Origin of the sequence: Mucilaginibacter sp. cycad4 (assembly GCF_034263275.1) — a bacterium.
Classification (GTDB): domain Bacteria; phylum Bacteroidota; class Bacteroidia; order Sphingobacteriales; family Sphingobacteriaceae; genus Mucilaginibacter.
Genome location: NZ_CP139559.1, coordinates 4,226,643 through 4,250,054, shown reverse-complemented (window position 1 = coordinate 4,250,054; position 23,412 = coordinate 4,226,643). Strand labels below are relative to the sequence as shown.

24 protein-coding genes are annotated in these 23,412 nt (G+C 43.1%); 10 read left to right on the top strand and 14 right to left on the bottom strand.

The features are described from left to right. Positions 1-60: 60 nt before the first annotated feature. The 6 genes from SNE26_RS17130 to SNE26_RS17105 all read right to left on the bottom strand — a co-directional run bounded on the left by SNE26_RS17130 (position 61) and on the right by SNE26_RS17105 (position 5,580). Positions 61-897 (bottom strand): sulfurtransferase, encoded by an 837-nt coding sequence (locus tag SNE26_RS17130; protein WP_321555138.1) that lies wholly within the window; start codon positions 895-897, stop codon positions 61-63. A gap of 59 nt (positions 898-956) precedes the next feature. Next, positions 957-1,430 carry a ribonuclease H-like YkuK family protein gene (locus SNE26_RS17125; protein ID WP_090533971.1) on the bottom strand — a complete coding sequence of 158 codons (474 nt, stop codon included), beginning with the start codon at positions 1,428-1,430 and terminating at the stop codon, positions 957-959. Between the two features lie 498 nt (positions 1,431-1,928). Continuing rightward, complete coding sequence (locus SNE26_RS17120; protein ID WP_321555137.1) at positions 1,929-2,660, bottom strand: lysophospholipid acyltransferase family protein; 732 nt, start codon at positions 2,658-2,660, stop codon at positions 1,929-1,931. Between the two features lie 39 nt (positions 2,661-2,699). Then, positions 2,700-3,260, bottom strand: coding sequence for an NUDIX hydrolase (locus tag SNE26_RS17115; RefSeq protein ID WP_321555136.1), 561 nt, complete (start codon positions 3,258-3,260; stop codon positions 2,700-2,702). A gap of 405 nt (positions 3,261-3,665) precedes the next feature. Next, complete coding sequence (locus SNE26_RS17110; RefSeq protein ID WP_321555135.1) at positions 3,666-4,973, bottom strand: IS110 family transposase; 1,308 nt, start codon at positions 4,971-4,973, stop codon at positions 3,666-3,668. A gap of 370 nt (positions 4,974-5,343) precedes the next feature. Further along, positions 5,344-5,580, bottom strand: a complete 237-nt coding sequence (locus tag SNE26_RS17105) for a hypothetical protein (RefSeq protein ID WP_321555134.1) — start codon at positions 5,578-5,580, stop codon at positions 5,344-5,346. 143 nt (positions 5,581-5,723) lie between these two features. Between SNE26_RS17105 and SNE26_RS17100 the strand changes: the two genes are divergently transcribed. After that, entirely contained in the window at positions 5,724-7,598 is a 1,875-nt protein-coding gene (locus SNE26_RS17100; protein WP_321555133.1) for a M1 family metallopeptidase, read from the top strand. 164 nt (positions 7,599-7,762) lie between these two features. Here the strand turns inward: SNE26_RS17100 and SNE26_RS17095 are convergent, their stop codons facing one another. Beyond that, the gene (locus tag SNE26_RS17095) at positions 7,763-8,191 is read right to left on the bottom strand and encodes a pentapeptide repeat-containing protein (RefSeq protein WP_321555132.1); all 429 of its coding nucleotides are present in this window, start codon (positions 8,189-8,191) and stop codon (positions 7,763-7,765) included. Positions 8,192-8,531: 340 nt separating this feature from the next. Next, complete coding sequence (locus SNE26_RS17090) at positions 8,532-8,921, bottom strand: helix-turn-helix domain-containing protein (protein WP_321555131.1); 390 nt, start codon at positions 8,919-8,921, stop codon at positions 8,532-8,534. Between the two features lie 103 nt (positions 8,922-9,024). Here SNE26_RS17090 and SNE26_RS17085 point away from each other — a divergent pair, with 103 nt between their 5' ends. Continuing rightward, positions 9,025-9,975 (top strand): NmrA/HSCARG family protein, encoded by a 951-nt coding sequence (locus SNE26_RS17085; protein ID WP_321555130.1) that lies wholly within the window; start codon positions 9,025-9,027, stop codon positions 9,973-9,975. A gap of 482 nt (positions 9,976-10,457) precedes the next feature. Here SNE26_RS17085 and SNE26_RS17080 read toward each other — a convergent pair whose 3' ends face one another. From SNE26_RS17080 to metK, 6 genes are all read right to left on the bottom strand, one after another. Then, positions 10,458-11,333, bottom strand: a complete 876-nt coding sequence (locus SNE26_RS17080; RefSeq protein ID WP_321554928.1) for an IS3 family transposase — start codon at positions 11,331-11,333, stop codon at positions 10,458-10,460. Between the two features lie 29 nt (positions 11,334-11,362). After that, on the bottom strand, positions 11,363-11,743 hold the full coding sequence (locus tag SNE26_RS17075; protein ID WP_321554927.1) for a hypothetical protein: 381 nt from the start codon (positions 11,741-11,743) through the stop codon (positions 11,363-11,365). A gap of 91 nt (positions 11,744-11,834) precedes the next feature. Further along, positions 11,835-13,124 (bottom strand): IS4 family transposase, encoded by a 1,290-nt coding sequence (locus SNE26_RS17070; RefSeq protein ID WP_321555129.1) that lies wholly within the window; start codon positions 13,122-13,124, stop codon positions 11,835-11,837. A gap of 167 nt (positions 13,125-13,291) precedes the next feature. Beyond that, a complete protein-coding gene (locus tag SNE26_RS17065; protein WP_321555128.1) occupies positions 13,292-14,368 on the bottom strand; it encodes an AAA family ATPase in 1,077 nt (358 codons plus the stop codon). Positions 14,369-15,209: 841 nt separating this feature from the next. Then, positions 15,210-15,728 carry a hypothetical protein gene (locus tag SNE26_RS17060; RefSeq protein WP_321555127.1) on the bottom strand — a complete coding sequence of 173 codons (519 nt, stop codon included), beginning with the start codon at positions 15,726-15,728 and terminating at the stop codon, positions 15,210-15,212. Between the two features lie 426 nt (positions 15,729-16,154). Continuing rightward, positions 16,155-17,405 carry a methionine adenosyltransferase gene (gene metK, locus SNE26_RS17055; RefSeq protein ID WP_321555126.1) on the bottom strand — a complete coding sequence of 417 codons (1,251 nt, stop codon included), beginning with the start codon at positions 17,403-17,405 and terminating at the stop codon, positions 16,155-16,157. Between the two features lie 216 nt (positions 17,406-17,621). Between metK and SNE26_RS17050 the strand changes: the two genes are divergently transcribed. The 8 genes from SNE26_RS17050 to SNE26_RS17015 all read left to right on the top strand — a co-directional run bounded on the left by SNE26_RS17050 (position 17,622) and on the right by SNE26_RS17015 (position 23,394). Further along, positions 17,622-18,509, top strand: a complete 888-nt coding sequence (locus tag SNE26_RS17050; protein ID WP_321555125.1) for a diacylglycerol kinase family protein — start codon at positions 17,622-17,624, stop codon at positions 18,507-18,509. A 5-nt stretch (positions 18,510-18,514) separates the two neighbouring features. After that, positions 18,515-18,850, top strand: coding sequence for a translation initiation factor (locus tag SNE26_RS17045; protein ID WP_321555124.1), 336 nt, complete (start codon positions 18,515-18,517; stop codon positions 18,848-18,850). A gap of 430 nt (positions 18,851-19,280) precedes the next feature. Next, positions 19,281-20,114, top strand: coding sequence for a MotA/TolQ/ExbB proton channel family protein (locus SNE26_RS17040; RefSeq protein WP_090533930.1), 834 nt, complete (start codon positions 19,281-19,283; stop codon positions 20,112-20,114). Between the two features lie 86 nt (positions 20,115-20,200). Then, positions 20,201-20,827 (top strand): biopolymer transporter ExbD, encoded by a 627-nt coding sequence (locus tag SNE26_RS17035; protein ID WP_321555123.1) that lies wholly within the window; start codon positions 20,201-20,203, stop codon positions 20,825-20,827. Positions 20,828-20,833: 6 nt separating this feature from the next. Continuing rightward, positions 20,834-21,379, top strand: coding sequence for a biopolymer transporter ExbD (locus SNE26_RS17030; RefSeq protein ID WP_321555122.1), 546 nt, complete (start codon positions 20,834-20,836; stop codon positions 21,377-21,379). 40 nt (positions 21,380-21,419) lie between these two features. Beyond that, positions 21,420-22,250: a TonB family protein gene (locus SNE26_RS17025; protein ID WP_321555121.1), complete on the top strand. Its 831-nt coding sequence runs from the start codon at positions 21,420-21,422 to the stop codon at positions 22,248-22,250. Positions 22,251-22,253: 3 nt separating this feature from the next. Continuing rightward, entirely contained in the window at positions 22,254-22,484 is a 231-nt protein-coding gene (locus SNE26_RS17020; RefSeq protein ID WP_321555120.1) for a hypothetical protein, read from the top strand. Further along, a complete protein-coding gene (locus tag SNE26_RS17015) occupies positions 22,474-23,394 on the top strand; it encodes a substrate-binding domain-containing protein (RefSeq protein ID WP_321555119.1) in 921 nt (306 codons plus the stop codon). The genes SNE26_RS17020 and SNE26_RS17015 overlap by 11 nt, the downstream gene beginning before the upstream one ends. Positions 23,395-23,412: the final 18 nt, after the last annotated feature.

Genomic DNA, 23,412 nt, shown 5'->3' with positions numbered 1-23,412 from the left:
CGCCCGGCTGGAGCCGAGCGGCGGCGAAATGATCGCAGCGCAGCCAGGGTGAGTAAAAACCTACCGTTCTTCCTTCCCTATCGGTAAATCTCTTCTTGACCATTCGCTCCATGAACCAACGTAAAGTTTGGGGCCGCTGATACCAGCGTAATCCATGCCCAGCAGGGTGTGGCAGGCTGTAACACCCGATCCGCAGTGAACTATCACTTCGCTGTGCGCTACATCGCCAATTGCTGCATCGTAAGCCTTGCGCAACTCATCGGCAGGTAAATACTTACCATCGGTACCGAGGTTGTTGATATAAGGCAGGTTTAAGGCACCGGGGATATGGCCGGCTATCAAATCTAAAGGCTCTGTTTGGCCCAGGTAGCGTGGTGTTTCGCGTACATCAATTACCAGTTTTGAAGGGTCTTGCGCGGCTTCACCTGCTTCATCTATTTTAACCGTACCTGCATACTCATGTGTTACCGGGTACGGGTCAACCGCGGTTGGCGTATAGGCTTCGGTGCTCAACTCTACTCCGGCATCTTTAGCAGCTTGTAAGCCCCCATTCAGTACCTGCACATTTTCATGACCGATTGCCCGCAGCATCCACCATAAACGCGATGCGCTGAACGCGCCCGATTTATCGTCATAAACCACTACGTGACTATCGGGTGTAATGCCCCAGTTACCTAACAGCACGGCAAACTCCTGTATATTGGGCAGCGGGTGCCTGCCGCCAAAGGCGGGGTCATCGGGTTTAGTGGTAAGGTGCTGGTCAAGGTCGGCGTAGATGGCGTGGTTTAAATGGCCTGCCAGGTAACGCTGGTAAGAGTCCTGCCCTCCGCGGGCATCAATAAGAATAGTATCCTGTGCGGCTAAAGCCGGGTCGTTGGTTTCAATAAGTGGCGACATAGGTATATCTGATATATTTTAATATCAAATATAGATACACGCTTTGGGTTTCGGCAAATTTACTGCACTATTTTGTTGGCGCAGTATGAACTTGCAAAAGCCTCGGGCTTGGCCTTAAACACAAAGCCCATGCTCAGGATGTAACCCATAGCCTCATGCAGGGCCGCGTTACTTTTAAACATAGGGTTGGTGTTAATGTCGGCATGTACTTCAAGCTCCACATCATATAGGTCGAGCAAATCGCAAAGCTTGTAAGCAATGTCGATAGATTTCTGCACTTCGCTCAGCATCCTTTCTTTGATGCTCATTTTTTGCGAAGTACGCTCCTGGTGTATGAACATAAAAGCGCCGCGTTTTTCGCGCAGAAACACGATCACCGTTGCAAAATCCGTTACGGATCCTTTAACTTGTGAGTCGGTGCCGATACATACTTTGAGCTTGTTACCGAGGAGGGCTTCGCGTTCAATTGCCTTTTCAACCTCTTCCATAATGGGCGATTGGATTACTTCGCCGCTGAATTTTCTCCAGGTCATAAAAATTATTTTAGGTAAATTTTAGGCGACCTCTTTTATGGGTCTATAAAAATAAGCGATAACGTTTCATATTAACGTAAATAACATGTGATTTATTTGTTAACATTTAACTGATTATTAACAGATTAATTGCATTTCGGATATCGGATTTGGGATTTTGGATTTGGACAGGAAGGATTCTTTCACTGGTCGAAGTTTAGCGGCAGCGTAACTTCGTCCCAAAACAGGACAAGCATTCTGCTTGCGGGACAGAAAAGTAAAAAACTGGCGTAGACATCAGGGTCTCTCGCAGAGGACCCTGATGGGACGGGAACTAATATAATCTTCGAAATGAGAATACAGTTAAGCTGAAAGCTTAACTCATTTTAGGACGAAGTTACGCTGCCGCTAAACTTCGACCAGGAGAGGGCTGTTGGTGACAACACCAACAGCGGCATTCACGAGAGGGAATGAAATGACAAATAAAAAAATCCGAAATCAAAACTCCGAAATCCGAAATTAGGACAGCGCAGCCTTAATCCTGTTCTCGGCTTCCAGTACAAGGTCGCCAATCGGGGTTTTGCCGGGTTCAATGGGTTCAAGCACGGTCCAGCTCATGGATATAAAAGTATCAAGCGGATAAAAGCCATATCGTACAACTTTCCAGGTGTTTTTTATGGCGATAGGCACCAGCAGGGCATCGGGGCATTTTTTTAAAAGCATAGCAACGCCTCCCGGCTGAAAAGATCGTACCACGCCGTCTTTGGAGCGCGTGCCTTCCGGGAAAATCACTGCCGACCAGTTATTGGCTTTCATACGTTCACCCAAACTTATCATTTCGGTCATGGACTGGCGGGAGTCTTTCCTGTCGATATTAGCACCGCCGCCGTGTTTCAGGTTATAACTAATAGAGGGGATGCCTTTGGTAAGCTCTATTTTAGAAACAAACTTGGCATGATACTTACGCAGGTAATAAATAAGCGGGGGGATATCGAGCAGGCTTTGATGATTGGCCACAAATATAATCGGCCTGCCCACAGGCAAATTCTGCTTATTGATGAAAGTCACCGTGTCGCCAAGGATATAAAAAGTGCGGAACAGGCATAAGTTCAGCATATCAACCGAACGTTTGTGTGCGGCATAGCCAAAAAAACGAAAACAGATCCATTGGATGGGCTGAAAAATAACCAGGGCTAAAAAAAATGCAATTATGGCAATAGGCGACAGGATATATCCTAATAACTTTTTCATCAGTAGGCGAAGTTATATTTTTTTCGGCAAAGCGGTAATTTACAAACGGTTTTCTGTTAGTAACAACTGTACTTTAAGCACTGCGGTAACAGTCATGGCATCGGTGATTTCACCATTACAAACCATGCGGTACATTTCGGCAAAAGGCACTTTTTTGACAATCAGCTGTTCGGTTTCTTCAGGCTCGGCTTCAAACTGTTCAAGGCCGCGGGCCAGGTACAATATGCTCAGCTCATCGCTTACCGAATTACTGAGGTGCAGGCGCTGGATCTCTGTCCACCGTGAAGCTTTTAACCCGGTTTCTTCCAGTAGTTCGCGTTTGGCCGATTCAAGCGGGTCTGTTCCCTCGGGGCCGCCGCCTTCCGGCATTTCCCAACTGTACTGATTTAACGGAAAACGGTATTGCCCTACAAGGTAAGTATTCAGCTCATCATCTAAGGGTAAAACACCGATGGCCATGTTTTTAAAGTGGATCTTGCCATAAATCCCCGGGTTACCGGAGGGATTAATGACCTGGTACTCGGTGAGGTTGATCCAGGGGTTATCGTAGATATTTTTTTGGGATGTTATTTTCCAGGGATTATCTTCAGGGTGATGCATGGCCTAAAAATAGATATCTTTTTATAAAAAATGTCATTTCGATTGAGCAGGGCGGTTTGAGTTGGCCGAGCGAAAGAGCAATCATCTGCATCAGGCTCTGCACTATACCTGTAAAAGCATGGCGAAGGTTTTTCCTCACCTCCGGCATGCGAATATCCCTTTAGGTTCGTTCGGAAATGATGTTTTTTCAATTAATGACACAATTAAAAGATATGCACACACGGTAGCTTTTAATGGCGTAATTGTAAGTTATTGATCATTAAATGTATTTTTTGATCGATTTTATAACATGGGCGTTCCCGTTAGCTAACGGGCCGGGCTTTCCGTTACAAGTCCTCGCCTTTCCGGCCCGCAATCCCAACCCGCGCTGTGGGCTTTACACTGCAATCCTGAGGACACACTTTTTTATGCAGGGACTAATTGCATATTAAACTGTAGTGCCAATTTTTCAAGTTGCTTCCTTTTCTGTTCTTTTAAATGGTTTTGATAGGCCTCTATTCCTTTTTCTACAAACTCACTGCCATTAGTCATTACCCTATAATAATAGCACGCTATCTTTCGCGCTATTGCCTTTATGGCGATAGGACTTCCCCGCCTTGCACGTATTCTCCGACCAAATGCCCCAAGAGCGAGGTGTTTGCTGTTCAATAGACCCTGGGCCAGATTTCTGAATATCAGCCCTGCATTATTTTGACGCTTCATCCGTACCCGTTTATGCATCTTTCCCGAACTCGATTTCATCGGTGCCAGTTTCAACCAGCCACTAAAGTGCTTTTCTGTTGGCCAGGGACTCATATCTGTTCCCACCTCGCTTACGATCTGGAGAAAACTGTAATCGGTTATTCCTGCTATGCCTATCGGGTCTTTGCCTCCTGTCAATTTCAGCAAAGGCTTATGCAGGTTATCTATTTCAGGTTTATGGTAACGAATCGGTTTGCGTTTTACAGCTGTTTCAATATCGTCTTTATCTTTTGACATATCTTTTAACTGACGCTCTATCTCTGCATCGCATTCTTTTATTAAACTATTGTAATAGCAACAGGTGCCATAAGCCTGACGCAAGGCGAACAGATGCTCCTCGCTATAATGCCCCTCCAGTGATTTAATCACCAGATCTCTTTTCTTTTCCAGTATCCGCTCATGACATAATTCTGCCAGCGTAATGGCATCTCTTTCGCCTCCAAGTATGGCTGTTATCATGCGTATTCCGCTCGCTCCGCTGATATCGTTAATCACTTCTGTAAAACGGATATTCATTTGGGTTAGAGCTTTCTGCATCAAGTGAACCTGTGTGGCGGCGGCACGGATATGATCTTGCCGCAAACGGAGGTAACTTCTAACTTTACGCATTTCAATTTCCGGTATAAAACTTTTCCGTAAAAGGCCATAGCCATGCAATTGACGAAGCCACTGACAGTCTTTCACATCGCTTTTTCGACCTGGGACATTTTTTACATCACGCCCATTTACAAGGTAAACTTCTACACCCGCTTCCTCCAAAACTGTGTATAGTGTTATCCAGTAAACACCCGTGGATTCCATCGCTACTGTATTGATACCTAAAGAAAGCAAGTAATCACGGATCGCGTTACAGTCTGCCGTAAAAGTGGGGAAGATACGGATCTGATCTTCGCCTGCATCTACAAAGAAATTTCTGCTGCCAATATCTATCCCTGCCGCATTGGGATGGACGATCTCAAGTGTTTTTGACATAAGCCTAATGGTTAAATTAAATAAGCTTTAAGGCCTGCTGCTTATAAAATTCGATAGCATCCTGCACGGGAATACCGCTCTATAGAACGGCATCACCAATAAACCTTTCAATAAGCAACTGGAACAAGATTCCCTATCAGGTAATTAACACTAATTTGTAGCACTGTTACTTCCTGTAAAGCCTTATCCAAATTTAAGGCATGTCCCTTTATAAACCAACCGGAAACCCGGCCAAACTTCCCTAACGCGGCCCTACGCACACAATTGCTGAAATATATTTTATATGTTATCACATTTTTTTCAGGAGCCCTGGTGGTTACCTGCAAAGAAGGGAATCCCACTTTCTTATTCTTTCGGATAGCCATGAAAATTACTCGGCTATATACTCCAGTTTCACCTGCACGTTCAGGTCTTCATGCATTCGGGCAAACTGGCGCGGGTTGCGGGTAAAGTCAGGATCAGTGTCCATATAAATGTTGGTGATCTTAACCATTTCGGGATGTTTATCAGTACCTATATTATAGGTAAGCCCCTCGCCGCTTTCTAAACTTTGTTTTAGCTCAAGGTATTGCTTACCGGTTACAATGATCATTTTTTCGGCAGTCATGGATACTATTTAAAAATGGTAAACTACTCAAAACCGTGCTGGCTTGCCCTGTAACCATACCGGCGATACAAAATTATCGCTTACCGGGTTCTGCGACGGTTTATTATATTTACCTCAAATATAACTCATATATATCCGCATAAATGATCAGTATTAAAAAATTATTGCCTTTTGCTTTATTATTGGGCAGTACCGCAGCATTGGCCCAGCAAAGCTTACCCATAGCTGTAAACCTGCAAAAAACCTATACCAAAGGAACACGCACCACAACCGGGGCACCCGGCAAAAATTACTGGCAAAACACTGCCGACTATAAGATCAAAGTAAATTTCGACCCTAAAACCCGCCTGTTAAGTGGTACAGTTGGTATTGATTATGTTAACAACAGCCCCGATACGTTAAAACGGGTACAGTTTAAACTTTACCCCAACTTATATAAAAAAGGTTCGGTACGCCAAATGCAGGTTTCGGCCAGTGATCTTACCGATGGGGTGCAGATCAAAATCCTTAGCATCGATAATAAAACCCCCGACAGCGCTAAAACCCGCCGCATCAACGGCACAAACATGACACAGCGGGTTCCCCCTATCGCGCCAAAGCAAAAAGTACATTTTGATATCAGCTATGCTTATACCTTAAACAAGGGCTCGCATATCCGCACCGGCCAAATTGATAGCGGTGCATTCTTCATTGCCTATTTCTTCCCGCGCGTGGCAGTTTATGATGATATTGACGGATGGAACGATTATCCATACGTTGGCGCACAGGAGTTTTATAACGATTTCTGTCATTTCAGCGCGGAGATCACCATACCCGGCGACTATAAAGTTTGGGCAACAGGCGATCTGAAAAACGCCGCCGAGGTTTACGACAGCCGCATAGTTAAACGTATTGCCGATGCCGGCGCAAGCGATAAAGTAACAGATATTATTACCGAAGATGATATTAAAGCGGGTAACATCACCAAAAACAACCCAACCAACACCTGGAAGTTTGAGGCCGACAGCGTTACCGATTTTGTTTTTGCTGCCAGCAATCATTATTTATGGAAAGCATCAAGCCTGGTAGTTGATCCTAAAACCGGCAGGCGTACCCGCGTTGATGCGGTGTTTAACGAAAAGCACAAAGATTATTATGCAGTGGTTGATTACGCCCGTAAAACAGTGGAAGTGATGAGCTACAAATTCCCGAAATGGCCATATCCATACCAGCATGAAACTGTTTTTGACGGGTTGGACCAGATGGAGTACCCGATGATGGTGAATGACAATCCGCTGGAAGATAAGGCCGATGCCATTGAGCTTACCGATCACGAGATCTTCCATACCATGTTCCCGTTTTACATGGGCATTAACGAAACCAAATACGGCTGGATGGACGAGGGCTGGGCAACCATAGGCGAATGGCTGGTTAGCCCGGAGATTGATCCTTCTATAGTTGACCCATATGGTGTTGCTGCTGTTGAACAGAGCGCGGGTCATGAGGTTGATGTACCGGTAATGACACTTACACCAATGCTCACAGGCCCGGCCGGTTTTACCGACAGCTATCCCAAACCGGGCCTGGGCTATTTATATGTAAAAGATTTGCTGGGCGATGAGCTGTTTACCAAAGCCCTGCATTACTATATTGCACAATGGCACGGCAAACATCCTATGCCTTACGATTTCTTTAATTGCATGAATACCGGCTCGGGCATGAACCTAAACTGGTTTTGGAAAGCCTGGTTCTTTGATAATGGCGTAACCGACCTGGCCATCAGCAAAGTGACCAATGCCGGGCAAAACTACAGCGCCATTATAAACAGGGTTGGCAGCAAACCAATCCCGGTAAATTTAACTGTTTATTATACCGATGGCACTACCCAACTGGTACATAAAAGCATAGCTGTTTGGGCAACCGGTAACAAAACGGCCACAGTTAATTTCAGCGCCAAAAAAGCAGTTAAAAAATTAGTATTGGGCACCACCTATGATCCCGACAGCAATAAAAAGGATAATGTGTGGGTGAGTAATTAAAAGCGAAAAGCTGAATGCAGAAAGCCCAAAGCTAATATGTGATAACTTTTAAAAAAGCGTTATTGTAAGATACGAAGCAATCCCCAATAAGCAGAGCAGCTATGCAGATTCGCTTTGTAAAGTCGGGGATTGCTTCGTGCCTCCAATGACGATCTTCTCTTGGTTTATTTCTGTTGATATTCCTTTAGCAGTTCAACCACATCAATGCCGTTAATTTTCATACCGCTCAGGTTACAGTTGGTGATACTAACATCGCTTAAGTTACAATCGCTTAGCGTGCTGCCTTGCAGGTCGCAGTTTTCAAATTTAAGGGGGCGTTGTTTGGCGGCAGGGTCGTAGGCGGGGTGGCCTTCGGGCGGCATACCTATGTTGTGGATGTAAGCCCCGCCAAGCTGCGCTCCTTCAATTTCAAGATCGCTCAGGTTAGCATCGGTAATTTTAAGCCCGGTGATGCATACATCCTTAAAACTTGCATTATTCATCATCGTTTGCTCAAAGGTTGAACCATTAAGCATAGACATTTTCACGTCGAGTATTTTTTTAGTTTCGGTTATAGTGATGATATCGGCGTTATTTGCTGAAGGGTTTTCCATGGTTTTACTTTTTGGTTTGATCAAAGATCCTGAAAATGAACAGCAAAGCAAAGGTTATCTACGCGACAAATAACGGGGGCATTTGCGACAATCCATCGTAAACCTTTCTGTATAAGATTTAGGCTAAAACAAAGCTGTGCCTTGTGGAAAAAGTGCTGAGTGTCAAAATTGCTTGCGGTACCGGGGTAATTATGTGAAAAGGCTGACCAGAAAATGGCCGGCCTTTTTTGTTAGGTTGTTAATTTGATAATATTTTTAAACGTTGGTGCACATGTGCCGCGTGTATTTTGAATGTTATTTGCCAGGAAAGGTATGACTGTGACAAGATATGACCTAATAGTCACACAATGTTTTCCAAAGTATTGCTGATAAACTCGCCTTTTTGTTCGGCTATCTGATTGCCCCAGGCCGTGATCGCTTCCAAAGCAGGAACCAGCGTTTTGCCGAAATCAGTGAGGCTGTAAACCACTTTAACCGGTGGTTTTTTACCATATACCTTTCGTACAATAAGGCCGTCTTTTTCCAGTTGCTTGAGCTGTAAGCTCAGGGTCATCTCCGTTACCGTTTGCATTTCCCTCAGGAGCTCGCTGTATCTTTTCGGTTCGGTTTTCAGGTGGTACAGGATCACCGCTTTCCATTTTCCGCCAATCAGGTCCATGGCCAGGCTCACCGTACAAGGATACGTTTTGCCATTAAGTTTCACATGGTCTCCGATACATTCTATTTTCATAACACGATTTTCTTAAGGCTATCAAAAAGGATAGTTATTGCAAATGTATATATCTATAAATAGTTTTGCAACTATAATAATTATAGTTTAAAATTTATAGAAAATGATGGCTGAAAATAATAAACCGCTTATTACCATTACCGGCGTTTTGGGTAAACAAGGCTATAGTGCCGCCCGGACACTGTTAGCAAGCAGACGGTACCGGGTGCGCGGTATTACCCGTCGTACCGGCTCGCCGGGGTTGAGCACTTTGCTTGAGCAGGGATTGGAACTCGTTAACTTACCGCTTGACCTGGGTTTTCAGAAAGATTACGTGGAAGCGTTCCGTGGTTCGGACGGCGTTTTTATGATGACACCGGGCATTGACCCGCACCAAACGCACGAGGAGGAACTGGGTAAACAGTTGGCTAACGCAGCAGTTGAAGCCGGCGTTAAACATATTATTTTTAGTAGTTTGGAAAATGTAGATCAAATTACAGGAGGGAGAAAGTTTGCCCCTCATTTCACCGATAAGGCAAACATTGAAGCTTATATCCGCACGTTGCCTGTCACCAGTTCGTTCATTTACATGGCATTTTTCTACACCAATTTGATGGAGTTCTATACGCCCCGTATGGAGGGCGGCACGCTGGTGTTCCCGATTTATTTACCCAGACACTTCAGGGCTCCGTTTGTGGACCCGCTGACAGCCACAGGTCCGGCGGTTTTAGAAATTTTTTCAGATCCTGGTTATTATGCGGGCAAGTCCCTGCCGGTGATCGGTGACATTATTTCACCCCAGGAAATGGTAGATACATTTGTACGTGTTACGGGTAAGAAAGCAGTTTACGGCGCTGCTTTTGCCCGGGAGGACTTTTTGCATCACCTGCCCGAATTTGGGTCAAACAAACTGCTGGTAGATGAGACCATGGGAATGGCGGAGTATGCTGTTGAGTATGGCTATTTCGGCAAAGACCGGGACCTGCAATGGAGCCGCAGGGTCGATCCGAATGCCCTTAACTGGGAGCAGTTTCTGTTAAATACCGGCTGGCAGGGTCAAAAAGTTGTTTATTGAGTAAGGGAGGATATATGGTTGAGAAAAGGGGGGTGATAAGATGTGACGTAATGCAGAGCATGCGGTTCACACGCGACGCGTGCGCCAGCTATAGGCCAGCGATGGGCTAACAGAAGGTTTTTACATAGGCTGGTGCACGCGTGCCGCGTGTACCAGCCTATGTTGTTTTATAAAAACTCAATATTAATTAAACCTTTACCTAGCGCTGGTGCACGCGTGTCGCGTGTATCCTGAATGGAAAGGTATAGAGCTTAGTGAGGTATGATGTGTTGCTAAGTATGAAGGACATACCGATGAGGAATTGTGTGTCACTTAGCATAGCATGCGGGGCACACGCGACACGCGTGCGCCAGCGATTGCTAAGTATCATCAAATTGTATCGTCCTAAAATAAGTTTACAGTGTATCGTCCTAAAATAAGTTTACAGTTTAATTGATTAATCCTGCTATAGGTTTACATTATTGATTAGTCCTAAAATAGGTTTACAGATTGACATTTTTTGAATTATAATAACTTTTCCAATTTCGCTGTACAGATAGGTTATTTTGATGTACGATCTCAGGTGTAAGCATATTGCAACTCATGTGAGGCCTTAGCTTATTATAAGTGTTTACAGACTTAGCTAAAAGTTCCATAACCTGGTTTTTATCATTAAGTATATGATGTTCCAGGTACTCCTGTTTCATTATTCCATTTATCCGTTCCGCTACTGCGTTCTCTAAAGGGTCTCCGTTTTCGGTCATGCTGATGATTATTTCATTGTCCTGTAATAGCTTTACATAATCATAGCTACAGTACTGAACACCTCTGTCTGAATGATGTATTAAGCCAGTCAAAGGCTGGTCACTTTCTTTAATGGCCATTTGTAAAGCACTAAGTGTGTGAACTGCATCCAGTGTATCAGCGGCATGATAGCCGACGATCTTTTTACTATAGGCATCCGTTATAAAACTGATATAAACGAATCCCTTCTTTGTCCTGTAGTAAGTGATATCTGACACCCATATTTCGTTCACTTTAGTCGGAATAATTTCTCTTATGCAATTAGGATATTTTCTTAGCCAATGAAAAGATTGAGTAGTATGTATGCGCCGCCTTTTCTTTCTAACTAACAAGTAGTGAGCAGCAAGCAGATCAAAAAGCGCATCCCTGCCCATTTTTATCCGGTGCTCAAGCAAAAAAGGCTGCAGCAAAACATAGAGTTTTTTACCGCCAATAATCGGATGTATGGCCCTTATTGCCCGGACCTCATTTAATAATATTTCCTGCTCAAAGCTTATCGCTTCTGTCTCCCAAAAATGCTGGTAATAGGCCTGCCGGGTAACTCCAAGTAAACAACAGCACTTCACCAGGCTCATCCCAGGGTAGCTGTCTTTAATCTCACGGATTACTTGGTATCGGACTTTTTTCGGATATTGATCTTAAGATCTCTTTCGGCCACTTCTATCATTTTACGATAAAGCTCCTTCTCCAGCAATGCATCTTCAAGTTGCTTTTTTAATAACTTAATTGATGCGCTGTTTTCGGCCGGGACATCCTGATCTTTCTTGGTTGGCATATCATTCGAAGATACATAAATTGTTTTCTTCATCTCCAATCCGAATGATTTGAGCCAAAACGCAATACGGCTATTGCCTAATTTGTATTTCCTTTCAATCGTTGTTCGGCTTTCCTGACCTTCTAAATATTCTTGACAAACTTTACGCTTAAACTCCTCGCTGTACTGGCTTTGCCATTTGCTGCCATACACTTTTGAATATCTTTCCATTTTTGTTTACTGTTGTGTAAACCTATTTTAGGACAAGACAGTGTCTCTATCTCCGCTACCGCAAGCGCAATGTCATTAAGTTAAGTTGGTTTTAGATTGCATCTTTTTGATTTTTAGTTACTTTAGGTCTGATCCTGGCTCTGTATTTACCGGCATGTCTTGGGAACGTTCGATTATTTCTCACCGGGATAGTATGTTTAATAAACAAAGCTTCTAATTCCTGAAATACAGATTCTAAAGGGGCTTGTTTACAAAGCAATTCTAATATCCTGTTTTTTAAGAACCCATAAGAGAGGTTTGTATTTACCTTGTAATCGTATTTTTTGGCTTCATTTTGTATAGACAATTCCGGTTCCAGATCATTTACAATAACCGATTGAAGATTGCTGATAAAAATGGCACAATAAAAATCCTGCAATATGCTCGCTTGTGAGTAACCTGTGAAGTGTTCGACCTTAAGTTTGTTCTTTAATTCATCATAAAAGGTCTCAACTCCCCATCGCATGAAATATAGCTTTTTAAACAGTTTAGCAGGGTATTTAGTACTATCCAACAAAGTTGTTATCAGTACCTCTACTTCTCCGCTCGGAAGGTCAACCCTTAATAAACGCACTTTTAACGGAGTATTTTTATCATAATCCTTATCTTTTAGTGAATGACTTTCTGAGGGATATATTTCCGTAACTACAGATTTCTTACCGCCGGCTACAAAGGTAGTAGCGAACGAAAAATTCGCTACTGTTACCCGTATCAAACAATCAGCCCCCAATTTAACATGCTCATGTATAAAATCGTAAGAAGGGTATCCTCTGTCATATATGATCAGGTCTTTCTTTTTCCATTTTTGGTTATGCCTTAGCGCGAGTTCCCTTTCCCCTTTATTCAAACCATCTAAAGCTGCATCTAAGACTAAGCCATTTAAAACATCGTATAAAACAGATGCTCTTGCTTGTACAACTTCCACTGTGGACTGATTTTTCATTACGCCATAGCACTTTTTTAATTCGGCAGTATAAGGTAAAGTAAGTTTGGTGCTATCAACAACCAGTATCCTAATACCATTTAAATAGTTTGCCGTCTCGTTGTCTGTCGTGTAAAAGTTCTCAATAATCACATTTGAAAGGTGACTGAAAACGGCTGGATCGATCTTTTTCCGGTTCTGAATAAAAGCGCTTGAGGTAAAAGAGCGGGCATTGCCAAAAGAAAAATGCTCATTCAAATAACGTACGAAGCCATCTATTTCAATGGCAAGGCTTCTTCTTAATAAATTGAACATAAATAGCAAAGTTGAACTAAAAGGCTGCTTTCTGTTCCTGGTAAAGTCTTGTTCATTCATCTTAAACTTCAGAGCAAGCTCCTTGCTGAAAATTGTCTCCCTCAATTTTTCTATGATTAAAAATGAGGTTTTTTTTGCACTTTAACTAATTGATTATGAATTAAATATAGGAAAAATAATCAATTAAATAAAGATAAATAACTGATTATTAGTAACTTATTCGCTAACTTAATGACATTGCGCTTGCGGTAGCAAACGACGCAAAAAAATCTCTATCCCCCCGCAACCCCCAACACCCTGTTCACTGCCGATAAACTCATTTCCAACCGCCCGGCAATCTGCCTTTGGCTTAAGCCCTGTTTATGAAGCGAAAGCACATCTGCCGCCCGGCGCTGGCGTTCCATCTGGCTGTAGCGGCGCAGGTGTTTAACTTCGTTATCGGTATGGGAAAATACAAATTGTAAAAAGCCGTTTTGCCTTTCCAACTTGCCGAGGCATACGTTATGGCTGCCGTACATTTCGGCGGTGCTGCGTTGTTTTACCTGTTTAAGGTAACGGTAGCCGGGCAGGGTTTGGCTTTCGGCCATGGCGAAGGCGCTGTCGCAAAAGTTGATGAGCATTTTGCTGCCTTGCAGGTCGTTGCGGGTAATGGGCAGGGCAGGGTTGCGCTTGGGTGTATGGGCCAGCACCAGGATACTGAGGCCATGCCGGGTTTTAAGCAGTTTAAGCTGTTTCATGAGCGAGAGCGCCTGGCTGCTGCGCTCGGTGCCGTTGCGCAGGCAGGTAATATTATCAATAATAAGCACTTTCGCATCGGTACGCTTAATAGCGCGACTAAGCCCGTAAGTAATAAACTCATCAAAAGTTTTAAAATCCTGCGGCAGACCGGTCATCTGATCAAATTCGCCGCGGTAAAAATTTTCGTGAAAGGCATGGGTGGCGTTGCCGTCGGTATAGCGCTGTTCAAATTGTTTGCCGCTCAGTTCAAAATCAATGTACAGCACCGGGTTGGGTTCGGCATCCATTTTAAAAGGTGTAATGGCCTGTCCGCGGGCAATGCTGTCGCCCAGTTGTACAGCCAGCAGGCTTTTGCCCATGTTGGTATCGGCAAACAGGATGCATAGCTCCCCCTCAAGCCAAAACTCGCCAAACAGCATCCGGGGTGTTTGGCGCTCACGCTCCATCTCCATCCATGTATTGGCCTGATGAATAATAAACAGGTCGGGAGGGATAGCATCGGGGTCATAAACCCTGGGACGGATCCCTCTTTTAGCGTCCCTGCGCGCCGCGTCGCGCACATCGGTGCGGATTATTTCCACAACCAGCGGCCTTCCATTTTTTTGAATCATAGTGTTATGTTATTGATAAATTAATGCTTAGTCCTTTAGCCCAAAGTCATCAGTTCCAGTATAGCGGCATAATTGTTCGGAAGAGATAAAAAAGCGAGGGATTGTGCGATTCTCTCACTTGGGCTACAGTGTGTACACATCTTTTAAATAAAAGAAAATGTCATTTCGATTGAGCAGGGGCAGGCTAAGAAGTGGGGCGAAAGAGAAATCTTCTACATCAGGCTCTACAATGATACTTATAAAAGCAGGACGTAGAAGATTTCTCCTCACCTCCTCTGCGCGCGAATTCTTCCACCAGGTTCGTCGAAATGACATTTTTTCTATCAATGATAAAAGAAAAAAGATGTGTCCACGCGATGCTCCCAGGGAAGGGAATTAAAAATCTTCCGAACACTTACGGTATAGCAGGAGAAAATCCCGGCTTATGGCCTCCGGCTTAATACTATCGGCTTATGACTTAACCAACCCCACCCGGGGATATTTCATATGCCCTCTCCGAAGGAGAGGGTTGGGTAAGGCTCAAATTTAGCTGTAGGCTTTTGTAATATTGGTGACGCTGTTTTGTCAGTATCCCCGCGGTAAAATTGAGGGCCCAAATAAAAATCGCCAAAAAACAGCAAAAAATATGTGAAAAATATAAGGGAAAAAATGCGGTTAAGCCACAAATTTAATAAGCGGTAAAATTCACCGGAAGAATGTTTAATTGCTGATAATCAAATATTTAATACTGTTTCATCGGAAATGTTAAGCTATTGATTTTTAACGTGTTTCAGAAAATACCTGTTTCGCGTTTCGGCTCTCAAAAAACGGGACACCCGGGTTTTTTTAAAAAAAGGAGGGGTCAGGAAATTTCACTTTTTTTTCGGGAATCAAAAAATTGGGACACCTCATTTGTTACAATTCCGGGGTGCAGGCTAAACACTACTTTAACCTGCAGTACCACACTTATAATAAGGCAAACCATCCATGCTGCAAACCATTTAAGCGATAGCCGGGTATTTATAACGGCCTTAAAAAAGAATATGGTCATTACCAGCAGGGCTAAAACTGTGGCATAGGTAAACTGCTCCCAACTGCTCACAGGTATATACCTGAACACATAAACAGAAAACATGGCGCAGCTGCCCGCGAGGCTGGCAAAGCTCATCCGCCTGATGAAGACCCATTTGTTAGTTTCGAGCAGTATGATGGCTGCTATAACCATCACCACCCATTTAGTACAGGCAACAACATTGGATAGCAATATGGCCCCGGGGGTAACCATATAGCCAAACTTTTGTTCAATGAACCATGCGGTTATCATAACCGATGCGGCAAAGTTAATGATGGCGGTTATGGCATTTCGGGTGTTAGCAGGCATTTAATCAGGCTCGGGGATTTTGGGTTATAAATGTATGTATTTATAATTTAATTAAGAAGGCGGGTGCTAACTAACTCATGCTGTAATAACAGCATCGGCCCGCTCAATCGCCGCGGGTTGGCTTTGTTCTTTTTCTTGACAAAAAGAACCAAAAGTCAAGTCAGCAGAAAGGTTTCTTTGCCGCACAAGGCCTTTGCCCTGCAAACCGGCCAGAACCACGGCTGCAATTATTTTGCCCCGCTTCGCCGCTCTTTCCCTTGCTTCTGCAAAAACTTGCTATGCCCTTTCCGGCGCTCAAGGCCACCATTGTTCTGCCCGTTTTCACCCGAAACTCATCTGCTGACGGAGAAGAATAATTTTCGCCTTAAACAACAATAGCGACAGGTAAGCCCGCCGCTATTGCATATATTATATAGGTGTAGCTAATTACAACCCGAAGGCTGCTTTAACCTGATCAACGTAATCAAGTTTTTCCCAGGTAAACAGCTCAACCTGGCGCTCAAGCCTGCTGCCGTCGTGGCCAACAAAAGTTTTGGTAACCGTTTCGTTAGGCCTGCCGAAGTGTCCGTAAGCTGCGGTTTCACTGTAAATAGGGTTGCGCAGTTTAAAGCGGGTTTCAATGGCGTATGGGGTCATGTTAAAAATGCCTTCTACTTTTTTGGCGATGTCGCCGTCGTGCAGGTCAATCTTGGCGGTGCCGTAAGTATTTACATATATGCCCATTGGCTGTGCAACGCCTATAGCGTATGATACCTGTACAAGCACTTCATCGCACAAGCCGGCAGCAACCAGGTTTTTAGCGATGTGGCGGGTAGCGTAAGCAGCAGAACGGTCAACCTTTGAAGGGTCTTTGCCAGAGAAGGCACCACCGCCGTGCGCGCCTTTACCGCCGTAGGTATCCACAATAATTTTACGGCCGGTTAGGCCTGTATCGCCATGCGGCCCGCCGATAACAAATTTACCGGTTGGGTTAATGTGGTACTTAATATCGTCGTTAAAGAAGTGGGCGTATTTAGGGTATTTAGCCTTAACGCGGGGGATCAGGATGCTGATGATATCGGCGCTGATCTTGGTTAGCATGGCTGGCTCATCGTCAAAATCGTCGTGCTGGGTTGAGATAACGATAGCGTCGATACGCTGCGGTTTGTTATCGTCGCTGTACTCCAAAGTAACCTGCGATTTTGCATCCGGGCGAAGGTATTTAATCTCATTATTTTCGCGGCGGATGGCTGCAAGCTCAATTAATAAAGCGTGGGCTATATCAAGGGCAAGCGGCATGTAGTTGTCAGTTTCGACGGTAGCATAGCCAAACATCATGCCCTGGTCGCCGGCGCCCTGCTCTTCTTTGGCGGTGCGGTCAACCCCCTGGTTAATATCGGGCGATTGTTCGTGGATGGCCGATAGCACGCCGCATGAACTGCCGTCGAACATATATTCGCCTTTGGTATACCCGATCTTGTTGATCACCTCGCGGGCGATCTTCTGTACATCGAGATAGGCTTTTGATTTTACTTCGCCGGCTAAAAAAACCTGGCCTGTGGTCACCAGCGTTTCGCAGGCAACTTTCGATTCGGCATCAAATGCTAAAAAATGATCAATCAGCGCGTCCGAGATCTGATCGGCCACTTTATCCGGGTGACCTTCTGATACTGACTCTGAAGTAAATAAATATGACATAAAATTTAAATAAGTAAAGTAAAAATCGACTGGGAGGGTTTTAAGACGGATCTGGCAGTAAAAAGAAGCATGGTTTTAGCACTTTTTTACGTGGTTGCAATCCGGCCCCATCGTAAAAGGAGCATTAAATCAGTCCACATTCGGGCGGTAAAAATAAAACAAATTTCACAAAGCCGAAAATACATTTACTTTTGACGATTGAAATAATATATATAGTTGAAACGGAAAGCGTTATTTATAATAAACCCAATTTCGGGCGGGAAGAAGAAGGACGGGGTGCCTGAACTGATTAAAGATACCGTTGATGCCGGTGTAATGGAGCCGGTTATAGCTTTTAGCGATGGCATAGCCCATGCGCGGGTAATAGCGGCCGAGGCTGTCGGCAAATTTGATACCGTGGTGGCCGTTGGCGGCGATGGCACGGTTAATGAAGTGGCTTCGGCTATTGTGGATACGGATACATCGCTTGGCATAGTGCCTTTTGGCTCGGGTAACGGGCTTTCGAGGTTTTTGGGGATCCCTATGGATACAAAGAGTGCCATTCAAAATCTTGCTTCCGGCCGTACCGAAATTATTGATTCGGCCAGGGTTAACGGGCAGCCGTTTTTTAATATGGCGGGTATGGGGTTTGACGCCCACATCAGCGAGATTTTTTCGCACGGTAAAAAGCGTGGTTTTATCAGTTATATAAAATCGTCGATAAAAGAGGTGGTTGGCTACCAGCCGCAAAACTATCACCTTGATATCGACGGAAAAAAATATGATTATAAAGCATTTATGCTCAGTATAGCCAACTCTTCACAATATGGCAATAACGTACATATATCGCCCAAGGCAAGCCTGCAGGATGGTTTGCTGGATGTTTGTGTGATAAAGCCTTTTCCGCTGTGGAGGTTTCCGGAGATGAGTATGCGCATGTTAATTAAAGCAACCGAAAGTTCAAAATATGTCGAAATTATCCGTGGTAAGCAAATCCTGATAAAAAGGGAGCATACCGGCCCCATCCATCTGGATGGCGAGCCCCAGGTGGCGGGTACCGGCATAGATATTAATATATTGCCAAATTCATTAAAAGTTATAGTTGGCCCGTCATTTAAAAATTGATCAATATGGCTAAGAAAAATTTTACAGGTGTAGTTTACTCAACCGACCCTGATTTTCAATACCAGGAAAACGGTGGGGGAGGGGCGGAAACCTTGCCGCCACAGCAGCAAAATCTTAAGATATATCTTGATCGTAAAGGAGGCAGCAAACTGGTTACCCGCATTGCCGGGTTTATTGGCGCCGGTGCCGACCTGGAAGCCTTGGGGAAAAAACTAAAATCAAAATGCGGGGTTGGGGGCTCAGTTAAAGATGGCGAAATCCTGATCCAGGGCGATTTCAGGGATAAAATACTGGTATTATTGCAAACCGACGGATATAAAGCTAAAAAAGCCGGCGGATAATCTGAAAATAAACAATTATAAACCGTAGTTTAACAGAATTATTTGAAAGATGCACTTTTAAACAAAATGTACAACTATGTGTTACAAAGCTTGCATCATAGTTAAAAGGTGCAGGCATCTTTTATAAACTTTAAAAAAAACGGGCCATTTTTAGCTTGGTAACACAAATTTTATATGTTATCACTTGCTATTTTTAAAAAAAATGGTTTTCATTGCATATAATTGTGTTGGTAACACACAATAAAATTGTAATGTTGCGTTTATATTCACCAACAATACACAGAATGATATTCTGTATTAAAAAATTGTAAAGAATAACATAAATGGTTTTTTTAATTCAATAAAATTCTATTTTTGTTATTCCCAACAAACAGCGCATTTTAACTAACTTATAAAATAAACAAAAACAAAAACTAAAAATTCAAAAGTAATGGCAAACGCACCAACAAAACCAACTACTCCTGTTAAGAAAGAAAGCTCAAGTGCATCTGGCATGTTTGCTTCTTTAACCATTCCAATCTGTCTTATTGTTACAACTTGTATCTTTATATTCATTTTAGGCGACCCAAGCCACTTTAAAGGTGGTGATGTTAATGCTTACCCAACAGACATATTCGGCACAGTTCACAGTGGTGGTGTTATCGTACCGGTGATCATGGGTTTCTTATTAATGGTTATCGTTTTCTCTATCGAGCGTTTTATCGTTATCAGCAAAGCTTCAGGTACTGGTAGTGTTGACAGTTTCGTAAGGAAAATTCAATCTCTTTTAAATGCCGGTAACATTGCAGGTGCTTCTGCAGAGTGCGACAAACAAAAAGGTTCTGTTGCTAACGTTATCAAATCAGCATTGAAAAAATATGGCGAAATGGAAGCTGAGCCAAACCTTGACGTTGATCAAAAAACTTTAGCTATCCAAAAAGATATCGAAGAAGCGACTGCTTTGGAAATGCCAATGCTTGAGCAAAACTTAACTATCATCGCTACCTTGGTATCTATCGGTACATTGACAGGTCTGTTAGGTACGGTTGTGGGTATGATCAAAGCGTTCTCTTCATTAGCAACTGCCGGTGTACCTAACCAGGTTGAACTATCTGCTCACATTTCTGAAGCCTTGATCAACACTGCATTCGGTATCAGTACTTCAGCTATTTCAATTGTTATGTACAACGTATTTACATCAAAAATTGATAAGTTGACTTACGCTATTGACGAAACCGGATTTAGCATCGTACAAACATTTGCTTCATCTCACAAAAACAAATAAGAATATATTAGTGCTATGCCTCATGCACAATAAGTTAGGGGCAAGATAGTTAATACCGATCACTATATATTTTTAAGAAATTTAACATGGCAAGGATAAAAGTTCCAAGAAAGAGCACCGCAATTGACATGACCGCTATGTGCGACGTGGCGTTTCTGTTGCTTACTTTCTTCATCATGACCGCAAAAGTAAAAACCGAAGATCCGGTACCTATTGATATACCAAAGTCTTCAATCCAGCAGCCAGTGCCTGAGTCTGATTTTGCTACAGTATCTGTAGGTGGTCAAAAAGCTTTCTTCGGTGTTGAAGGTGTTGATATCCGTAAGGAAATGTTGAACCAGATGGGTTCGATATATCATATGACCTTTACTCCTGAAGAGCAAACCCGGTTTTCTTCTATCAATTCATTTGGCGTGCCAATGAACCAGTTGAAACAGTTTATTGCATTATCTGCTGACCAGCAAAAAAAGTACGCCCAACCAGGTATCCCGAGAGATTCTGTATCAGGCGAACTTAAAAACTGGATATATCAGGCCCGTATAGCTACCAAAGCCTTACATAACAAGGAGCTTCGTTTGGCTATTAAAGGTGATAGCAAAGAAGAATATCCGGTTATAAAGGATGTTATCGGTATTTTGCAAAAGCAAAAAGTTAACAAGTTTAGTTTAATTACGGATTTGGGCAGCACCAGTGGTGCTACAGCTAAAAAATAAAAGACCATGGCAGAATTAGATACCTCCGGGGGAGGCAAACACAAAGGCGGTAAGGTTCGCAGTAAAAAGCAATCGACCCGTGTAGATTTAACCGCGATGGTTGACCTGGCTTTCTTGTTGATCACCTTCTTCATCATGACCACTACACTCGCTAAACCAAAAGCGATGGACCTGGTTATGCCTGATAAGGATGAGAAAACAAAAGACCAGATGGATGTTGCCGCTTCACGTTCGATGACCATTTTATTGGGAAGCGATGATAAGTTGGAGTGGTACATCGGCGAGCCGGGAAAATCGGCACCAACAATTGACAACTACGGTCCGAATGGATTGCGTAAAACGTTAATTGAAAAAAGTAAAGAAGTACAGCAGAAAACGGGCAAGTATATGTTTGTTGTGGTAAAACCAAGCGATAAATCAAAATATAAAAATATGGTGAGCACGCTTGATGAAATTAACATTGCTAATATTCAAGCATATGGCATTGTTGATATATCACCGGTTGAAGTCGAACTGTTGAAGAAAGACGGCTTGTACAACGATAATAAATAGTATTAAATAACGTTATTAATTTCCATTAAAGCCTTAACAGATGTTAGGATCAAAATTAGACATACTAAAGCAGGAATGGATCGACGTTGTTTTTAGTAATCGTAATAAAGCCTATGGCGCTTACGAGCTAAGAAAAGAAAATTCAAAAAACACCAGCAAGTCGTTGATTATTGCTATTGTGGTTTTTGTATTTATAGTTTCTTTGCCAACTATCATCAACAAGATCAAAGGTCTTATTCCAGAGAAAGACCAAAAAGTGAAGATAACAGACGTGGTTCTGTTACCTCCGCCACCGGTTGACCAAACCAAGAAACCACCTCCGCCGCCACCTGAACCACCAAAACCAAAGGTTGACCAGGTGCGTTTCCCTCCTCCGGTTGTAAAACCAGATAACGAGGTTAAGGAGAAAGATCCGCCAACAGTAAAAGAGCTTGCTGTTGCCGACCCAGGTCAAAAAGACCAAAAAGGTGATCCTAACGCTGAAATCAGAATTGATGAGCCGGTAGGTAACTCAGACGTGAAACAGGTTGTAGAAGCCGATCCTAACCAGATCTTTACTTCGGTTGAGCAAGTTCCTGAATTTGCCGGCGGTTTAGAGAAATTTGGTCAGTATTTGAGCAAAAACATCAGGTATCCGGCTGTAGCCCGTGAAAACAATACGCAGGGGCGTGTAATTTGTACATTCGTTGTGGAAAAAGATGGTTCTTTAACCGATATTAAGGTTGTAAGAGGCATCGGCAGCGGTTGTGACGAAGAAGCAGTTCGTGTATTGAAAAACTCACCGAAATGGAAACCGGGTATACAAAACGGTCGTCCGGTTCGTGTACAATACAGTGTTCCAATCAGCTTTACTTTAGCATCTGAAGAATAAGTAATGCCATTTAATTACAATAAAGAGCAAAAATCGCCCAAAAGGCGGTTTTTGCTTATTTTAGGAACTGCTGCATTTATATGCTTTGTGGTTTTAGGTCTTATGATCATGTTTTGGGATGCGCTCCCGCTGCAGCTGCAACATTATCAACGTTTACTTTTCGGTGCGTTTATTATCGGTTACGCGGTTTTAAGGTTTTCAAGATTGTTTAAGAAGGATCAGTATGAAGATTAATTTACGGGTTGCACATGTATTGGTTTTAGTTGTTTTAATAGCCGGTTTACAGGCTTGCAAGCAGAAACAAGTAAAATCTGTACCAACCGACAGCTTCAACGCCGGACGAGCAACTTTTGTGGCCGATGAATCTTTTTCGCCTATAGTAGCACAGGAAGAGTATGTTTACAGAAGCCGGTACCCCAACGCCGACCCGGTATTTATTTATAAAACAGAAAACCAGGCTGTAAATATGTTGTTAAATGACAGTGTTAGGCTTGCGGTACTATCGCGCCCGCTTGATACTGCGGAGCGTAATATAATAACCCGTCGTACGTTGAGTGTTGAGGTTGTTCCTTTTGCAGTTGATGCAATTACATTAATTGTTAATAAGGAATCAAATGATACTACTATTACTGTTGCTCAATTAAAAAAGGAGCTTAAGGGCGAGGGGAACGGAAACAAAACTATAGTTTTTGATAACCCGAATTCAAGTTTGGTAAGATATTTGAAGGATTTCTCTGGTAATAAGGAGTTTAAACAGAAAAACATATACGCGCTTAAATCGAATATTGAGGTTATTAAATATGTAAGCGAACATCCCGATGCATTAGGCATTATAGGTTTTAGCTGGATTAATAACCCTGAAAAAGAGTATGCGGGTTATGTTGAAAAGGTGAATGTTGTAGGGGTTAAAGATGAAGGAAACAAGCAGTATCCTAATGAATATTTTAAACCTTCACAAGAATCACTTGTCTTAAAACAGTATCCCTTGAGCAGGAGTTTATATTTGATCAATTGTTCAAGTAAGAATGGTTTAGCAGCTGGGTTTGTTACGTTCTTAGCCAGTGATGTGGGGCAGCGGATAATATTGAAATCGGGTTTATTGCCTGATTCAATTCCCCCGAGAGAGATAATTTTAAAAAAGTAAACTATAACTAAATAAAGA

What these genes read in the sequence shown, in the direction of transcription:
- SNE26_RS17130 (WP_321555138.1), bottom strand. Translation starts at nt 897, where the DNA reads ATGTCGCCACTTATTGAAACCAACGACCCGGCTTTAGCCGCACAGGAT.
- SNE26_RS17125 (WP_090533971.1), bottom strand. Translation starts at nt 1,430, where the DNA reads ATGACCTGGAGAAAATTCAGCGGCGAAGTAATCCAATCGCCCATTATG.
- SNE26_RS17120 (WP_321555137.1), bottom strand. Translation starts at nt 2,660, where the DNA reads ATGAAAAAGTTATTAGGATATATCCTGTCGCCTATTGCCATAATTGCA.
- SNE26_RS17115 (WP_321555136.1), bottom strand. Translation starts at nt 3,260, where the DNA reads ATGCATCACCCTGAAGATAATCCCTGGAAAATAACATCCCAAAAAAAT.
- SNE26_RS17110 (WP_321555135.1), bottom strand. Translation starts at nt 4,973, where the DNA reads ATGTCAAAAACACTTGAGATCGTCCATCCCAATGCGGCAGGGATAGAT.
- SNE26_RS17105 (WP_321555134.1), bottom strand. Translation starts at nt 5,580, where the DNA reads ATGACTGCCGAAAAAATGATCATTGTAACCGGTAAGCAATACCTTGAG.
- SNE26_RS17100 (WP_321555133.1), top strand. Translation starts at nt 5,724, where the DNA reads ATGATCAGTATTAAAAAATTATTGCCTTTTGCTTTATTATTGGGCAGT.
- SNE26_RS17095 (WP_321555132.1), bottom strand. Translation starts at nt 8,191, where the DNA reads ATGGAAAACCCTTCAGCAAATAACGCCGATATCATCACTATAACCGAA.
- SNE26_RS17090 (WP_321555131.1), bottom strand. Translation starts at nt 8,921, where the DNA reads ATGAAAATAGAATGTATCGGAGACCATGTGAAACTTAATGGCAAAACG.
- SNE26_RS17085 (WP_321555130.1), top strand. Translation starts at nt 9,025, where the DNA reads ATGATGGCTGAAAATAATAAACCGCTTATTACCATTACCGGCGTTTTG.
- SNE26_RS17080 (WP_321554928.1), bottom strand. Translation starts at nt 11,333, where the DNA reads ATGAGCCTGGTGAAGTGCTGTTGTTTACTTGGAGTTACCCGGCAGGCC.
- SNE26_RS17075 (WP_321554927.1), bottom strand. Translation starts at nt 11,743, where the DNA reads ATGGAAAGATATTCAAAAGTGTATGGCAGCAAATGGCAAAGCCAGTAC.
- SNE26_RS17065 (WP_321555128.1), bottom strand. Translation starts at nt 14,368, where the DNA reads ATGATTCAAAAAAATGGAAGGCCGCTGGTTGTGGAAATAATCCGCACC.
- SNE26_RS17060 (WP_321555127.1), bottom strand. Translation starts at nt 15,728, where the DNA reads ATGCCTGCTAACACCCGAAATGCCATAACCGCCATCATTAACTTTGCC.
- metK (WP_321555126.1), bottom strand. Translation starts at nt 17,405, where the DNA reads ATGTCATATTTATTTACTTCAGAGTCAGTATCAGAAGGTCACCCGGAT.
- SNE26_RS17045 (WP_321555124.1), top strand. Translation starts at nt 18,515, where the DNA reads ATGGCTAAGAAAAATTTTACAGGTGTAGTTTACTCAACCGACCCTGAT.
- SNE26_RS17040 (WP_090533930.1), top strand. Translation starts at nt 19,281, where the DNA reads ATGGCAAACGCACCAACAAAACCAACTACTCCTGTTAAGAAAGAAAGC.
- SNE26_RS17035 (WP_321555123.1), top strand. Translation starts at nt 20,201, where the DNA reads ATGGCAAGGATAAAAGTTCCAAGAAAGAGCACCGCAATTGACATGACC.
- SNE26_RS17030 (WP_321555122.1), top strand. Translation starts at nt 20,834, where the DNA reads ATGGCAGAATTAGATACCTCCGGGGGAGGCAAACACAAAGGCGGTAAG.
- SNE26_RS17025 (WP_321555121.1), top strand. Translation starts at nt 21,420, where the DNA reads ATGTTAGGATCAAAATTAGACATACTAAAGCAGGAATGGATCGACGTT.
- SNE26_RS17020 (WP_321555120.1), top strand. Translation starts at nt 22,254, where the DNA reads ATGCCATTTAATTACAATAAAGAGCAAAAATCGCCCAAAAGGCGGTTT.
- SNE26_RS17015 (WP_321555119.1), top strand. Translation starts at nt 22,474, where the DNA reads ATGAAGATTAATTTACGGGTTGCACATGTATTGGTTTTAGTTGTTTTA.